This is a genomic window from Kribbella sp. NPDC049174, from assembly GCF_043197365.1.
Classification (GTDB): Bacteria; Actinomycetota; Actinomycetes; order Propionibacteriales; family Kribbellaceae; genus Kribbella.
This window is the reverse complement of the sequence record NZ_JBICSZ010000002.1, coordinates 79,716-94,055: the sequence shown is the minus strand read 5'-3', so window position 1 is coordinate 94,055 and position 14,340 is coordinate 79,716. Positions and strand designations below refer to the sequence as shown.

Here is a 14,340-nt window from a genome sequence, read left to right as displayed (position 1 = left end):
CCGTCGTCTGCTGCAGTCACTCGTACCGATGGTCGTCATCCTGGCCGTCGTCGCCGCTGTACCGCTGGCCAACTACATCGCCACCAGTACGTCGCGCACCTTGTTCCTGTCCCGCAGCAACGATGCGGACTGGTTCGCCACGATGGCGGAGTCGCCGCTGCAGTCCGGTGACATCGCCAACCTGCGTGAGCTGGCCGTCCGCTACCACGAGCTCTACAACACCCCGGTGTTCGTCGTCGACGTCGACCGCAAGGTGGTGGCCACCTCACGATCCGGTGTCGATGTGAAGGAGCCGGACCTGGCGGCCGCCCTGGACAGCACACTGGCCGGTCGCCTGCCCGCCGAGCCGCCGGCCCTGTTCCCCTGGCGCACCGGCGAGATGGTGGTAGCCCGTCCGGTCGTCAACAACGGTCGCGTGCTCGGTGCCGCCGTACTGCGGGTGCCGACCGAGAAGGCCCGTGAGCAGGTGCAGAACGGTCTGCTGCTGCTCCTCGGGGGTCTGCTGATCAGCATCGGCGCGATCGTCATCGGTATCGTCCGGCCGATCACCCGCTGGGTGCTGCGGCCGCTGAACGACCTCGACAACGCGACCCACCAGATCACCCGCGGCGCCCTGGACACCCGGGTGTCCACCGACGGGCGCGCACCAGAGCTGCGACGACTCGGCGACAGCTTCAACTCGATGGCACTCAGCCTGCACCAGGCCCGCCAGCGCGAGCGCGAGTTCGTTGCCGACGCATCCCATCAGCTCCGGACGCCGCTGACCTCGGCGCGGATCCACATCGAGGGCCTGTCCCGGCTGTCGCCGACGGCCCGGTTCGCGCTCAGCGACATCGACCGGCTCGGCCGGATCGTCCAGCGGCTGTCCCGGCTGGCCGGCTCGGACCGCCCCGGAGCCGATGCCGAAAGCAACGAAGAGCCGCTGGACCTGGCCCAGGCGGTGAAGGAGCGACTGGTCGGCTGGAAGGCCGTGTACGCCGCCGACGACATGGAACTCATCATCGGCGAGATGGTGCCGGGCGGTGTCGCCCCCGAGCTCGAGGTGGACGACATCCTCGACGTCCTGCTCGACAACGCCTCCAAGTACGGCGCCCCGCCGGTGGAGGTGTCGGTGACGCGGGACGGCACCGAAGTGGTCATGTCGGTCCGCGACCACGGCCTCGGCCTCGGGTCGCGGGACCTGAAGAAGGTCGGCGAGCGGTTCTGGCGCAGTGCGCACCACCGGGAGATGCCGGGCACCGGCCTGGGGCTGGCGATCGTCCGCTCCGAGGCGGCCCGAGTCGGCGGCCGCGTGGTCGCCCGGCCGCCGATCGGCGGCGGCCTGGTGATCGAGGTCCGCGTCCCCCTGATCGACGACTACGACGTCTGACGCACCCCCGGCACGCAGGCGGTACGTCGTACCGGCTGAGATCAGATGTGGTTGGCGCGGTACCAGCGCTCGGCGGCCGGGTGCAACGGGATCGGCATGGTCGCGATCGCGGACCGCGGGTCCAGCGAGCCGGCCTCCTCGTGGGCCGACATCAGGTCGTTCTGCCGGCGGAACATCGTGTTGACCGTCCACCAGGCCCAGGAGTCGGACAGGTTCGGCCGGGCGATCAGGTAGTTCGGGACCGCCAGCGTCGGCACCGAGGTGGCCAGGCCGTACACCGACGGCGGGATCGACGAGACGATGTAGCCGCCGAACTTCTTCAGCGAGATCTCCTCCGCGACCGTGCCGATGTCGACCAGCCGGAAGCCGACCGACTTCTGCAGTTCGCCGATCGGCGTGGTCGGCAGACCGCCGCTCCAGATCAGCGCGTCGATCCCCGGGCCCTTGCCTTGATTGTCGGCCCGCTTCTTCAACTGCGCGACCGCGTCCTCGAGCCCGAAGTTCGTCGTCCTGACCTTCCGCAGCTTGGCGGTGCTCAGGATCAGGTCCGCCACCACCTTGGTCCCGGAGTTCATCGGACCGACGTTCACCGTCAGACCGTCCAGGTGTTTGAGCTGGACGACGTTCGACGCGGTGGGGACCACGACGTGCACGTAGTTGTCGTACGTCCGGGCCAGTGCGGTGAACTTGAGGCTGCCGGAGTCGAACAGGCCGGTGCCCTCGTAGGCGCTGAGCGCGGTGTCCGAGGTGGTGAACCCCATGTCGGCCTTCATCCCGGCCACCTGCTGCAGGTTGTCCACCGAGCCGTTGGTGACGATCGTCCGCAGCTCCATGCCGGTGACCTCGCTGACCAGCTTCGCGAGTCCGTTGCCGAACACGTTGTAGACGCCGCCCACGTTGCCGGTGGCGAACGTGGCCGGACCGGCCGGCGCGGGCTCGTCCGAGCGGCCGCGGGAACACCCGGGCACGAGCAGCGAGGCGGCGGCAGCGGCACCGAGTCCGAGCACGCTGCGCCGGCTCATTCCGGCTGACTGGATGAGGCCGTTCCCGGCAGGGGTCAGGAGGCGGGGTCGATCCATGCAGGACAACCTAGACGGCAACGGGTCCGGTTCGGTAGCCACGCTCCCATACCGCAACCTGACGGCTACCGGGAGTGCAACGATGAACTGCGTCTGGACGGGCCCGGGGTGGGTGTGACAGCGTTGTCATCGCAGCGGCCGCGTGGGTCGCGTGAGAAGACCATCAGACACGGCCCGGAGGATGATTTCGTGCACGACGACCGTCAACTCATCGAGGAGCGGCTCAAGCGCGCCCTGCGGGAGCGGATCCGCCCCGCGATCTACGGCGCGGCGGTCCCGCTGGACATCGAGGTGTGGCACGCACCGGGTGAGCCGGTGTCGCCCGCCGAGGCGCTCGCGGCGGCCTACGAGCCGGCCGCGATCGGCCTGCCCTGGGGCCCCGCCTGGGGGACCGCGTGGTTCAAGTTCAGCGGCCAGGTGCCGGCCGAGTGGGCCGGGAGTGAGATCGAGGCCGTCATCGACCTCGGCTTCAGCGGTGGTCCCGGGTTCTCCGCGGAGGGCCTGATCCACACGACGTCCGGCGTACCGCTGAAGGGTCTGCACCCGCGGCAGACGTACGCCCCGCTGTCGATCCTCGGCCCCGACGGTACGGCCGCCTCGCCCGGCGACCGGATCGAGTTCTACGTCGAGGGCGCGGCCAACCCCGAGGTGCTTGGGTCGAACGCGTTCGCGCCGACCGACGTCGGCAGCAAGCCGGAGCCGGGCGGTACGCCGATCTACCGGCTGGCTCGCGCCGATCTGGCCGTCTTCAACGCCGAGGTGTGGGACCTGATCCTCGACCTCGAGGCGCTGGACGGCCTGCAGCAGCAGCTCACGCCCCAGGAGCCGCGGCGCCGCGAGATCCTGCGTGCGCTCAGCCGCGCGCTGGACGCCCTGGACTACGAGAACGTCGCCGGTACGGCGGCCGACGCCCGCGCCCAGCTGACCGACGTACTGAGCCGGCCGGCGCACGCGAGCGCCCACCAGCTCTCCGCGGTCGGTCACGCGCACATCGACTCGGCCTGGCTCTGGCCGCTGCGTGAGACCCGCCGCAAGGTGGCCCGGACCGTCTCCAACGTCGCCACGCTGGCGCAGGAGTACCCGGAGCTTGTCTTCGCGTTCTCGCAGGCGCAGCAGCACGCCTGGGTGAAGGAGAACTACCCGGAGGTGTGGGAGCGGCTGAAGAAGGCCGTTGCCGAGGGCACCATCGTTCCGGTGGGCGGCATGTGGGTCGAGTCCGACACCAACCTGCCCGGTGGCGAGGCACTGGCCCGGCAGTTCGTGCACGGCAAGAAGTTCTTCCTGGACGAGTACGGCATCGACACCCAGGAGGTCTGGCTGCCGGACTCGTTCGGCTACACCGCCGCGCTGCCGCAGCTGGTCAAGCTGTCCGGGTCGAAGTGGTTCCTGACCCAGAAGATCTCCTGGAACAAGGAGAACAAGTTCCCGCACCACACCTTCTGGTGGGAGGGTCTCGACGGCACCCGGGTGTTCACCCACTTCCCGCCGATCGACACCTACAACTCCGACCTGTCCGGAGGCGAGCTGGCGCACGCGCAGCGCAACTTCGCCGAGAACGGTGCGGCGACCCGCTCGCTGGTTCCGTTCGGGTACGGCGACGGCGGTGGCGGCCCCACCCGCGAGTTCGTCGCGACCGCGCGCCGGGTGGCGAACCTGGAGTCCTCGCCGCGGGTGACGATCGAGTCCCCGACCGAGTTCTTCACCGCCGCCGAGGAGGAGTACCACGACCACGCGCCGGTCTGGTCGGGTGAGCTCTACCTGGAGATCCACCGGGCCACGTACACCTCGCAGGCCAAGACCAAGCAGGGCAACCGGCGCAGCGAGCACCTGCTCCGCGAGGCCGAGCTGTGGTCCGCGGCGGCCGTGGTCGCGGGCAAGCTGGACGCCTACCCGTACGAGGACCTGGACCGGATCTGGAAGGCCGTGCTGCTGAACCAGTTCCACGACATCCTGCCGGGCAGCTCGATCTCCTGGGTGCACCGCGAGGCCGAGGCGACGTACGCGAAGCTGGCTTCGGAGCTCGAGGCAATCATCGCGAAGGCTCAGCGGGCGCTGGCCGGCGAGGGTTCCGCGCAGATCGTCTTCAACGCCGCTCCGCACAGCCGCAACGGTGTCGCCGGCCTGGGTGCCGGTGTCACGGCCGGCGAGGGCCAGGCCGTGACGGTCCAGGACGGCGTACTGGACAACGGGCTGATCCGGGTCACCATCGACGAGCGTGGCCTGATCACCTCCCTGTACGACGCCGAGGCCGGTCGCGAGGTGATCGCGCCAGGTGCCGCGGGCAACCTTCTGCAGCTGCACGTGGACACGCCGAACCACTGGGACGCGTGGGACGTCGACTCGTTCTACAAGAACAACGTCCGCGACGTGACCGAGGTCGACAGCGTCGACTTCAGCACCGTCGAGGGTGTCGCGACCGTGGTGGTCAAGCGGTCCTTCAACCGGTCCAGCGTCACCCAGACGCTGCGGCTGCGGCCGGGCGCCAAGCGGGTCGACATCGAGACCACGATCGACTGGCACGAGGCGGAGAAGTTCCTCAAGGCGGCGTACCCGGTCGACGTGCACGCCGACCGGTCGGCGTCGGAGACCCAGTTCGGGCACATCTTCCGGCCGACCCACCAGAACACCTCGTGGGACGCGGCGAAGTTCGAGATCGCGGCGCACCGCTGGGTGCACGTCGGCGAGCCCGGGTACGGCGTCGCGGTCGTGAACGACTCCACCTACGGCCACGACATCAACCGGACCGCACGCGAGGACGGCGGCACGACCACCACGATCCGTACGTCGCTGATCCGCGCACCGCGGTTCCCCGACCCGCAGACCGACCAGGGCGTGCACACCGTGAACCACGCGCTCGTGGTCGGCGCCGGGATCCCGGAGGCGGTCGAGGAGGGGTACCGGATCAACCTGCCGGAGCGGGTCGTCACCGGTGCCGACGGGGTCGAGCCGCTCGTTGCCATCGACAACGGCAACGTCATCGTCGAGGCGCTGAAGCTGGCCGACGACCAGTCCGGCGACGTCGTCGTCCGCCTCTACGAGTCCACCGGTGGCCGCTCCCGCGCCACCGTCACCCCGTCCTTCGGCATGACCTCGGCGACCGAGGTCGACCTCCTCGAACGCCACCTCGCGGACCGTGACCTGGCCGACGGCGGTGTCTCCCTCGAGCTCCGCCCGTTCCAGATCCTCACTCTGAGGTTCAAGCGCTCCTAAGCAGCAAACGAAGGCCCGCCCGGCGCACCGGGCGGGCCTTCGTCATGTCAGCCTGCCGCTGCGGCGACGATCTGACCGAACGCAGCCATCCCCCGGGCACTCGGGTGCAGAGGTGCTGCCACCGAGCTGGGAACCAGGCCCTCGAGCCAACGTTGACTGACAGGTGCGCAGGCATCGTGCCCGATGCTCGGCGTGCGGAGATCGACGTACTGCGCTCCGTGCGCGGCGGACTGTGCGGCCAGCATGGCGTTCAGCCGATCGATCGTCGCTTGCAGGTAGTTCGCGTCGACGGGCCAGACCGGGATCAGCGGGTAGCAGCCGTTCGGCCGGACGTACGTTCCGTACCCGGTGACGAGAATGCGAGCGTTCGGAGCGAGCTCCCGGATCCGGTCCAGCGCCTGTCCGAACGGCGCCGCGGTCGCGGCGATCCGGGCCGCGAGCTGGTCCGTCCCGCCGGCGGTGAAGCGCGCCTTGCACGAGGTCCCGGCGGGCGGCGGCAGCAGGTTGATACACGACAGCGCCGCGGACACCAGGCCGGTGTCGTTCCCGGTGATGGCGACCGTCACCAGATCGGTCGTCGGCGACAGAGCGTCGTACTGCGGGGCACGAAGCCGAACTGTTTCCCGCTGAAGTCCGGGATCACCGCACCCGAACACGTCGGTCAGCTGCGCACCGAACTGCTGTGCGGCGATATGCGGGTAGTTCACACTCGACCGCAGGCAGGCGAGGTCGATCTGCGGCAGGATCAGCAGCCCGGCCGCCGAGGAGTCGCCGAGCGCGACGTACTCCAATGGCCCGTCCGCCCGCGCCGCCGGCCCGGTCACCAGTCCGGCCAGCAGCACACCTATGGCCAGCAGAGCTCTTCGCCGCATCGTCCTCACCCTTCGCCGCCGATCCGTCACTACTCTTCGGTAGTAATGTTCGACCCCAAAGCACCCGCCGGTCGCTGGGGCAAGACCCAGGCTTCGGGAGGTGATCGTTGTGACGGATCACAAGGAGTTGCGGGCCGGCGGCGTACCCGTGCATCAGCTCCTCCGGACCGACCTGGGCCGGCTCGTCGACGAGGTGGTGGTCCGGCTGGTCGCGGAGATCCCGCTCACGCCCAGCTCCCCGAGGAGGAACTGCAGGGCGACATCCGCCGGATCACCGAGCGGACGCTGCGCGCGTTCATGGAGACCTTCCGGACCGGCGTCGTCCCGACCGGTGACGCGCTCGACCCGCTGCGGGAGTCAGCGACCCGGCGCGCCGAGGAAGGTGTCCCGCTCGAGGCACTGCTCGCGGCCTACCACCTGGGCGGGAAGGTCTGCGCGGACCACGTCTCGGCCCGATTCCGCGCCGATGAGCTGGCGGACGCGATCGCGCTCAACCGGTTGATCCTGGACTTCCTGCAGCGTGTGACCGCGATCGTCTCGGCCAGCTACTTCGAGGAACGACAGTCGATCGCGGGTGACGACCAGGCGACCCGGCAGTCGGTGTTCACCGCGTTGCTCGATGGGAGTCCGGTGGAGGTGCGATTGCCGGCCGAGTACGTCGTGGTGGGTCTCACGCTCGGCGCTCATCCGGACGAGCGCCAACCCGGCGTGGATGCCAAGATCGTTGCACGGCGCAAGCTTAGACGAGTCCGGGTGGAGCTCGACCGGATCCCGGACAGCATGTCCACCTTGTCCCCCGACGGCGGGATCGCCTTGCTGCCGGCACCGGCCGCCGACCTGTCCGCACTCCGAGCCAGGTTGAGCCGGGCTGCCGGTGTGAACGTCACGCTGGCCACCACCTCCGTGGCACCTGAGACGATCCCGGCGGGAGTGACGTTGGTGCGAGACCTGCTCGAGGTGGTGCGAACCCACGGACGGCCGCCGGGGGTGTACGAGCTGGACGACCTGGTGCTCGAGTACCAGCTCAGCCGGCCGAGTCCGGCGCGGGAACGGCTCGCCGGCTTGCTCAATCCACTGGCCGGCAGGACCGATCTGCTGGCGACGCTGCGGTGCTATCTGGACAACGCGCGCAACCGGCGGCAGACCGCGGCCGACCTGCACGTCCATGCCAACACCGTCGACTACCGGCTGCGTCAGGTCGGCCGGTTGACCGGGCTCGATCCGGTGCGCGACGACCAGCTGCCCCGGCTGGTGGCGGCGCTTGTCGCATTCGATGCCCGGAGTTCACCCGGCTGACGTAGCGTGGCTGAGTAGCTTGGACGCCCAGCTAGGAGGTGGCATGGCCTCGACACCCTTGCTCGGCTCCCGGACGCTCGACCGGCAGACCGCTCGCACGTTGCCGCCGGGTCCGCGGTTGCCGACGCTGGCTCAGACCGTGCTGTTCGCCAGTCACCGCACGACATTCTTCCCGCGGATGCGCGACCGGTACGGCGACGTGTTCACGATCCGCCTGGTCCCTTCCAGCCGCGTGGTCGTCGTACTGAGCAGACCGGAGCACATCCGGGAGGTGTTCGGCAGTCCGCCGTCGGTGATGCACGCGGGTGAGGGCAACACCGTGCTGGAACCGATCATGGGCTCGCACTCGTTGCTGTTGCTGGACGACGAGGACCACGTCCGGATGCGCCGTCAGCTGATGCCGGCCTTCTCGGGGCAGGCGTTGCGCGGGTACGCCGGGATGGTGCACGAGCTCGCCCTTGCGGAGGTCGCGACCTGGCCGGTGGGCAAGCCGTTCAAGCTGCATCAGCGGATGCGGGATCTGACCCTGGAAGTGATCCTGCAGGTCGTCTTCGGCGTGACGGACCGGGACCGGCTGGACCAGCTCCGCCCGCTGCTGGACAAGATCGTCTCGGTGTCGCCGGTGATCATGCTCGGCGGGTTCTATCCGGCCCTGCTCCGGGTGCCGCCGTGGCGGACCTACCTGACCATCCAGCGCCAGGTCGACGAGATCCTGTACGACGAGATCGCCCGGCGCCGCGGGAACCTTGCCGGACGCAACGACGTACTCTCGCGGCTGCTTGCCGCAGGCAACTGGTCGGACGTGGAGCTGCGGGACCAGCTGGTGACGCTCCTGCTGGCCGGCCACGAGACGACCGCGACGGCGATGGGCTGGGCGTTCCACGAGCTGGCCCGGCGGCCGGCGGAGCTGGCGTTCGGTCAACGGGCCGCCGACGCGGGTGCGGACGACGAGCTCGAGGCGATCGTCAAGGAGGCGATGCGGCTGCATCCGGTCGTCTACCAGGTCGGCCGGCGCCTCACCGAGACCGCCGACGTGGCCGGATACCGCTTGCCCCGCGGTACGACGATCATGGCCGCGATCGGCCTGGTCCACCGGGATGCCGAGCATTTCCCGATGCCGCAGGACTTCCGTCCGCAACGCTTCCTCGACGACGACCCACCCGCCCCCGGCACCTGGATCCCCTTCGGCGGCGGCGCCCGCCGCTGCATCGGCGCCGGCTTCTCCCTGATGGAAGGCACCGAAATCCTCCGCGCGGCCCTCACCACCTACAACTTCCAGTCCCCCACTCCCACCCCCGAACCCGCCAAACCCAAAAACGTGACCCTCGTCCCCGCCCGCGGCGCCGAAGTCCAAGTAACCCACCGCTGAGCTCCCGCAGCCGTCACTTCCGGGTGCGGGTAGCTGCGGTTGGGCGTCAGTCCTCTGGGTCGGTTACGTCGCCCAGGTCTACGTTTTGGTAGGACGGGAGGTCTTCTTCGTCGTCGTCTTCCAGTTCGAAGTTGTTTTCGTCGTCTACTACGTGGACGGCGGCCTCCTCGGCGGAGGCGGCGGCGCCGTCGAAGCCGACGTCTTCGGCGACCAGGCTGTCCTCGTCGTCATTGTGCGCACCCTCGTCCGGGGCGACCAGGCGGCCGGAGCGCACCACGCCGACCTCGGGTCCGCCGACGTCCTCGCCGTCCTCGGCGTACGGGTCGGTGTCCGGCTCCTCCTGCGCGATCCGCTGGTCCAGCGTCTCCCCCTGCAGCGCCTCGTCGGCCGTGGTCCCGAATCCTTCGCCCGCGGACCACTTCTCCGGGGGCGAGTAGCCCTCGTCGAGCAGATCGTCCACACCCCGGTCGTTCAGGGTGTCCTCCGCCTGCAGCTGGTCCTCGTCGTCAACGCTGTAGCTGCCGTAGTCCTCGCGGTTGTTGTCCGTCATGTCCACCACCCTGTCCGTCCACCGCGGGTGAATCAAGGTGGAGCGCGGTGCCGGTGCACCATGATGGACACCGTGGATCCGGTCAGGCTGACGTTGGACCAGTTGCGGGAGCTGCGCGACGACATCGCACCGCAGGCCGCACGCCGTTCGCGCGCCTCGGTCCGCCGCCGGGTGGACCGCTGGCGGGACCGGGGCTTCTTCATCGCCCAGTGCGCCCTCGCCGCCGGCATGGCGTGGGCGCTGGCCCGGTACGTCGTCGGCCACCCGCAACCGTTCTTCGCGCCGGTCGCGGCGATGGTGTGTCTCGGGTTCAGCTTCGGTCAGCGGTTGCGCCGGGTAGCCGAGGTGATGGTCGGCGTGGCGGTCGGGGTCGGGGTCGGCGACCTGTTCGTCCGGTTCTTCGGCACCGGCGTACCGCAGATCGTCTTCGTGGTCGCGCTGGCGATGAGCGTCGCCGTACTCCTCGGTGCCGGCACCCTGATGACCACCCAAGCTGGCGTCCAGGCCGCGATCGTCACCACCCTGCTGCCGAATCCGGGTGCCGGGTTCAGCCGCTGGATCGATGCCGCGCTCGGCGGCGTGGTGGCGCTGGCGGCCGCCACGATCGCCCCCGCCGCGGCGATCAGGCGCCCTCGGCAACAAGCGTCCGAGGTGCTGAACGAGTTGTCCGAGATCCTGCTCGAGACCGCCGACGGCCTCCGGAACAACGACGAGAAGGCGGTGACCGACGCCCTCCGCCGGGCCCGGGCCAGCGAGTCGATGCTGGACGACCTCCGCAGTGCGGCCGACGAGGGTGTCGCGGTGGTCCGGATGTCGCCGTTCCGCCGCCGGCACCGCGTTCGGGTCCAGGAGATCGCCGACCTCGTCGTCCCGGCGGACCGCGCGATCCGGAACATCAGAGTCCTGGTACGGCGCTGTGCCGTCTCGGTCTGGCGGGACGAGCAGATGCCGGCCGAGTACCCGATGCTGCTCGACCGTCTCGCCGACGGCACTCGGCTGATCGCCGAGTCGCTGTTCGAACCGGCCGCGGACGTGGCCGCGCACCGCGTGCTGGGCGAGCTCGGCCGCCGTACGGCGGAGATGCCGCTGCCGGTCGGCCTGTCCGCGGTGGTGGTGCTCGGTCAGATCCGGTCGACCGTGGTCGACCTGCTCGAACTGACCGGTACGTCGTACGACGACGCCCGCAAACTGGTCCCACTCCGCCTCGACGGGCTGGATGAGAAGTAGGTCACATCAAAAGTCGGGCTGAATCCCCGTCATATCCCCGGAGGCCGTGCGTCTCACTGGCATGACGATCCACCGACTGATGACCTCGATGGCCACCGAGCAGGTTCGCGAGCTCGAGGACCTGCTGGCCGTCGACACGACCATCCAGACCACAGACGACCGGAGCGACGCCGCCGCCGAGCAGTAATTGGCGCGAACCGGACGAACGGATCCAGGCGGCGCGCCCGGACGGTCTTGCCCACCGAGCTAGACCGCACGGAGGTCGCACACGAACGCAGAGGCGCCCAGTGCGAGGCGTCGCCGGATCCGTGACAGGTACACCGCCACAGAGGTGTACCGCAAACCACCCGCCGGCTGTCCTGACGCCGCTTGCGCGAGGCTCAGGCCAGACCGGCGGGTGGTTTTTTGTTTGCAGGGGAGGAAAACAAAAGTGCGGGTCAGTTGCCCTAGGCCACCGTCACCTCAGTGGTGACCGAGTTGGCGATGAAGCACTCGAGATGGGCCCGGTGGTGCATCCGCTCGAGCGCCTCGGCATCCGGCTCCTGGCCGGCCCAGACGATCTTCGGGTGCAGGGTCACCTGGGTGATCGCCAGCCGGCCCGCCTCGTTCTTCGCCATCACGCCGACCGCGTGGTCGTCGTACGCGTCGACGACGAGGCGCTTGCGGGCCGCGATCGCCAGGAACGTGAGCATGTGGCAGGACGACAGCGCCGCCACGAACGCCTCCTCCGGGTCGACCGGGCCCGGGTTGCCGAGGTACTTCGGGTTGGCCGATCCCGGCACCGTGATCCCGCCGTCGAAGCGCCACTCGTGATCGCGGTTGTAGGTGTCGTAGGTGAACTCGTGCTCACCGCGACTCCAGCTGATATCGACCACGTGCTCCGACATGCTCAGCTCACCTCTCCGAGACGTTCCCCCGGCACCACTTCGGCGCCGACACAGGATTGCATCGTACGGCGGTGTCCCCGGGCAGCTTCGCCACGAAGTCACTGTCGTAGCGGGCCGCCATGCCGGCGACCGGGAAGTCGGTGGTGACCACCTGGGCGCCGCTGGCCAGTGCGATCCCGACCCGGCTGAAATCCTTGTCGCGGATCGTCGCCATCGGCTCGTCCGACCGGGTCCGGATCAGGTAGCCCGTCGACACCAGTCGCTGGATCTCGGCCTGGTTGGCGCCGCGCGGGTCGTTCACCTGGGTGATGGCGGCATCCGGCTCACCCTCCGGACCGCGGGTGAAGACCGCCCGGCCTTCCAGGTTCGGCTTGCCGGTCCGGTAGAGGTCGCGGATCGCGCCGGCGCCGCCGTTGTCGAAGTAGAACAGCACCTGGCCGCGGACCGCGTCGACCTTCGGCCAGCCCTTGGTCAGCACCGACTGCTCCAGCGTCAGACCGGGTTTGCGGACGTCGTCCGGGGTCAGGATCTCCTTCTCGGAGAACACCGAGCGGATCTCGGCGTCGATCCGGTTCAGGTTGGCCGCGTCCCACGGCGGCGACTGCACGCCGCCGGCCGCGACGATCTTCGGGTCGGACTGCTTGAGCTCGAGGCTGATCGTGATCGGCGTGTGGTCCGGGTTCTGGTCGGACCAGCTCTTCACCTGCCGCAGGCAGAGCACGAGGCTCTTGCAGGTGCCGTTGTAGTCGAAGTCCGGGATGTGCATGACCTTGATCCCGGGCTGGGCCATCGCCGGGTCGGTGAGCGGTCCCTGCCCGGTCAGCTTGCGGATCAGCGGGTACGTGTACAGCCCGCCGTCCGGGTCCGGAAGCAGGTCCAGCTCGAGGGTCCGGATGTTCTGGTCCTCCAGCTGCGCCGGGATCGCGGCGTGCGAGTACCAGAGATCGACCGAACCGGGGTTCTGCGCCTGCTGGACCTTCTGCTCGGCCGGGCTGAGCTCGCGGTGGTACGAGTTGTGCGAGCCCATCATCTGGAGCTGGTTGAGCCGCAGGCCCGAGCCCTCACCGTGGGCCGTGGTCTGCGGGGTGGTCTTGGAGTTGAGCGCCGTACCGGCGAGTCCGGACGCGGCGATCGCGGCGGATGCCAGGCCGGCGACCACCGTTCTGCTGATGCGCATGGCGGAATTCCTCCTGTGGACGGACACGAGAATGTCTCCTCGGCGCAGTGACGCCGATCTGACGGCAATCTGTCACAGGAAGGTGGCAACGTTGTCCCCCCAGAACATGGACAATGAGCGACATGGTGACATCGGGGGCGTATCCGCTGCGCCGGACGCCGACTCAGGACCGGGCCAGCCGGCAGGTCGAGCGGATCCTGGACGCGGCCTGCGCGGAGGTGGTCGAGCGCGGGTACGACGCCGCGTCGACGAGCGGGATCGCGAAACGCGCGGAGATCGCGGTCGGCAGCGTGTACCGGTACTTCCCGGACAAGCGGAGCCTGATCCAGGCGATCGAGCGCCGGAACCAGGCGCGCTACACCGACACGGTCCGGGACCGGCTGGCGGCGGTGTCGAGCTGGCGGCAGGCGGTGGACGTCACGCTGGACACGTTCCGGGAGATGCACCGGACCGACCCAGGCTTTCGGGCCGTGGTGCTGAGCGGGCTGGGCGATCCGGACCTGGAGACGAAGCCGGGCGAGTTCGACGACCAGCACGCGGGTGAGTTCGCCGAGCTGCTCACGGGCCGGTTCGGCGCCCGGGACAGTCGCGAGTTCCGGCTCGCGGTCACCTTGAGCATCACCATGGGCGAGGCGCTGGCCCACCTGGCCGACCGGCTGGACGCGGCGGAGGCGGAGTACGTGCTGGCGCAAGGCCGCCCGACCCTGCACCGACTGCTCGAACCACACCTGCCGTCCTGAACCGCAAAGGCCGCCCGCGGGCGGCCGGCGACTCACCTGCTTGAGCCGGGGGTGGCTCAAGCAGATGGTGGAACTGGAAAGCCCTCGCTCGAGGCGAGGGACTGGACCACCGTCAGGTGGTGGGCGAAAGTCTTTCTGTCAGGGCTGTGGGACCGGGTCCGGTGCGGACCGCGGCCCCAGCTGCGGCCAGTGGCTGACCCGGCCGGCGATGCGGGCCCGGCGGGGTGTCCGGACGTCGTAGCTGACGATGACCCGGTCGCCCTTGGTGTAAGCAATCCTGCTGCCCACCGGAAGCCGGCGGGAGACCTCGAACGGTCCCTCACCCCGGCGGGTGCAGTACTCGACGGTGACCTCGGTGTATTCGGCCGGGGTTCCGTCCTCCAGCTGACCACGGACCGGGCCACGGACCCGGATCACCTGTCCCGCGGTCTTCTCCTCGATGGTGGTGGGGTTCTCGTCCCGCCGGAGACCGGCGATCACGTCCGCCACGATGCATGCCGTGACCAGCAGCACCAGGCCGAACCCACCGAGTACAACGATCGTCAACATGGCACTCACCCCCGA

Annotated in this window: 13 protein-coding genes; 7 read left to right on the top strand and 6 right to left on the bottom strand. The window is 69.5% G+C overall.

Features of this window, described 5'->3' with window-relative positions:
• The first annotated feature begins 28 nt into the window (after positions 1-28).
• Positions 29-1,369 carry a sensor histidine kinase gene (locus ACGFIF_RS10905; protein ID WP_393153900.1) on the top strand — a complete coding sequence of 447 codons (1,341 nt, stop codon included), beginning with the start codon at positions 29-31 and terminating at the stop codon, positions 1,367-1,369.
• 41 nt (positions 1,370-1,410) lie between these two features.
• Here ACGFIF_RS10905 and ACGFIF_RS10900 read toward each other — a convergent pair whose 3' ends face one another.
• A complete protein-coding gene (locus ACGFIF_RS10900) occupies positions 1,411-2,448 on the bottom strand; it encodes a TAXI family TRAP transporter solute-binding subunit (RefSeq protein WP_393153898.1) in 1,038 nt (345 codons plus the stop codon).
• Positions 2,449-2,637: 189 nt separating this feature from the next.
• On the opposite strand from ACGFIF_RS10900, the gene ACGFIF_RS10895 reads away from it, so the two are divergent.
• Positions 2,638-5,658: an alpha-mannosidase gene (locus tag ACGFIF_RS10895; protein ID WP_393153896.1), complete on the top strand. Its 3,021-nt coding sequence runs from the start codon at positions 2,638-2,640 to the stop codon at positions 5,656-5,658.
• A 47-nt stretch (positions 5,659-5,705) separates the two neighbouring features.
• Here ACGFIF_RS10895 and ACGFIF_RS10890 read toward each other — a convergent pair whose 3' ends face one another.
• Entirely contained in the window at positions 5,706-6,530 is an 825-nt protein-coding gene (locus tag ACGFIF_RS10890; RefSeq protein WP_393153894.1) for an SGNH/GDSL hydrolase family protein, read from the bottom strand.
• A 297-nt stretch (positions 6,531-6,827) separates the two neighbouring features.
• Between ACGFIF_RS10890 and ACGFIF_RS10885 the strand changes: the two genes are divergently transcribed.
• Both ACGFIF_RS10885 and ACGFIF_RS10880 read left to right on the top strand, forming a co-directional pair.
• Complete coding sequence (locus tag ACGFIF_RS10885; protein WP_393153892.1) at positions 6,828-7,826, top strand: PucR family transcriptional regulator; 999 nt, start codon at positions 6,828-6,830, stop codon at positions 7,824-7,826.
• 43 nt (positions 7,827-7,869) lie between these two features.
• Positions 7,870-9,195 carry a cytochrome P450 gene (locus tag ACGFIF_RS10880; protein ID WP_393153890.1) on the top strand — a complete coding sequence of 442 codons (1,326 nt, stop codon included), beginning with the start codon at positions 7,870-7,872 and terminating at the stop codon, positions 9,193-9,195.
• A 46-nt stretch (positions 9,196-9,241) separates the two neighbouring features.
• Here ACGFIF_RS10880 and ACGFIF_RS10875 read toward each other — a convergent pair whose 3' ends face one another.
• Positions 9,242-9,745 (bottom strand): DUF5709 domain-containing protein, encoded by a 504-nt coding sequence (locus tag ACGFIF_RS10875; protein ID WP_393153888.1) that lies wholly within the window; start codon positions 9,743-9,745, stop codon positions 9,242-9,244.
• A gap of 72 nt (positions 9,746-9,817) precedes the next feature.
• On the opposite strand from ACGFIF_RS10875, the gene ACGFIF_RS10870 reads away from it, so the two are divergent.
• Positions 9,818-10,972 (top strand): aromatic acid exporter family protein, encoded by a 1,155-nt coding sequence (locus tag ACGFIF_RS10870; RefSeq protein ID WP_393153886.1) that lies wholly within the window; start codon positions 9,818-9,820, stop codon positions 10,970-10,972.
• A 61-nt stretch (positions 10,973-11,033) separates the two neighbouring features.
• On the top strand, positions 11,034-11,159 hold the full coding sequence (locus tag ACGFIF_RS10865; protein ID WP_393153884.1) for a hypothetical protein: 126 nt from the start codon (positions 11,034-11,036) through the stop codon (positions 11,157-11,159).
• 259 nt (positions 11,160-11,418) lie between these two features.
• Here the strand turns inward: ACGFIF_RS10865 and ACGFIF_RS10860 are convergent, their stop codons facing one another.
• Both ACGFIF_RS10860 and ACGFIF_RS10855 read right to left on the bottom strand, forming a co-directional pair.
• Positions 11,419-11,859: an OsmC family protein gene (locus ACGFIF_RS10860; protein ID WP_393153882.1), complete on the bottom strand. Its 441-nt coding sequence runs from the start codon at positions 11,857-11,859 to the stop codon at positions 11,419-11,421.
• A 7-nt stretch (positions 11,860-11,866) separates the two neighbouring features.
• Positions 11,867-13,036: a phosphatidylinositol-specific phospholipase C1-like protein gene (locus ACGFIF_RS10855; protein ID WP_393153880.1), complete on the bottom strand. Its 1,170-nt coding sequence runs from the start codon at positions 13,034-13,036 to the stop codon at positions 11,867-11,869.
• Between the two features lie 122 nt (positions 13,037-13,158).
• Here ACGFIF_RS10855 and ACGFIF_RS10850 point away from each other — a divergent pair, with 122 nt between their 5' ends.
• On the top strand, positions 13,159-13,776 hold the full coding sequence (locus tag ACGFIF_RS10850) for a TetR/AcrR family transcriptional regulator (RefSeq protein WP_393153878.1): 618 nt from the start codon (positions 13,159-13,161) through the stop codon (positions 13,774-13,776).
• Positions 13,777-13,914: 138 nt separating this feature from the next.
• On the opposite strand, the gene ACGFIF_RS10845 is transcribed toward ACGFIF_RS10850, so the two are convergent.
• Positions 13,915-14,325, bottom strand: coding sequence for a DUF3592 domain-containing protein (locus ACGFIF_RS10845; protein ID WP_393153876.1), 411 nt, complete (start codon positions 14,323-14,325; stop codon positions 13,915-13,917).
• Positions 14,326-14,340: the final 15 nt, after the last annotated feature.

Excerpts from the sequence above, each read along its gene's own strand:
- ACGFIF_RS10850 (WP_393153878.1), top strand. The coding sequence starts at position 13,159 with ATGGTGACATCGGGGGCGTATCCGCTGCGCCGGACGCCGACTCAGGAC.
- ACGFIF_RS10875 (WP_393153888.1), bottom strand. The coding sequence starts at position 9,745 with ATGACGGACAACAACCGCGAGGACTACGGCAGCTACAGCGTTGACGAC.
- ACGFIF_RS10890 (WP_393153894.1), bottom strand. The coding sequence starts at position 6,530 with ATGCGGCGAAGAGCTCTGCTGGCCATAGGTGTGCTGCTGGCCGGACTG.
- ACGFIF_RS10885 (WP_393153892.1), top strand. The coding sequence starts at position 6,828 with ATGGAGACCTTCCGGACCGGCGTCGTCCCGACCGGTGACGCGCTCGAC.
- ACGFIF_RS10905 (WP_393153900.1), top strand. The coding sequence starts at position 29 with ATGGTCGTCATCCTGGCCGTCGTCGCCGCTGTACCGCTGGCCAACTAC.
- ACGFIF_RS10845 (WP_393153876.1), bottom strand. The coding sequence starts at position 14,325 with ATGTTGACGATCGTTGTACTCGGTGGGTTCGGCCTGGTGCTGCTGGTC.
- ACGFIF_RS10855 (WP_393153880.1), bottom strand. The coding sequence starts at position 13,036 with ATGCGCATCAGCAGAACGGTGGTCGCCGGCCTGGCATCCGCCGCGATC.
- ACGFIF_RS10900 (WP_393153898.1), bottom strand. The coding sequence starts at position 2,448 with ATGGATCGACCCCGCCTCCTGACCCCTGCCGGGAACGGCCTCATCCAG.
- ACGFIF_RS10880 (WP_393153890.1), top strand. The coding sequence starts at position 7,870 with ATGGCCTCGACACCCTTGCTCGGCTCCCGGACGCTCGACCGGCAGACC.
- ACGFIF_RS10865 (WP_393153884.1), top strand. The coding sequence starts at position 11,034 with ATGACGATCCACCGACTGATGACCTCGATGGCCACCGAGCAGGTTCGC.
- ACGFIF_RS10860 (WP_393153882.1), bottom strand. The coding sequence starts at position 11,859 with ATGTCGGAGCACGTGGTCGATATCAGCTGGAGTCGCGGTGAGCACGAG.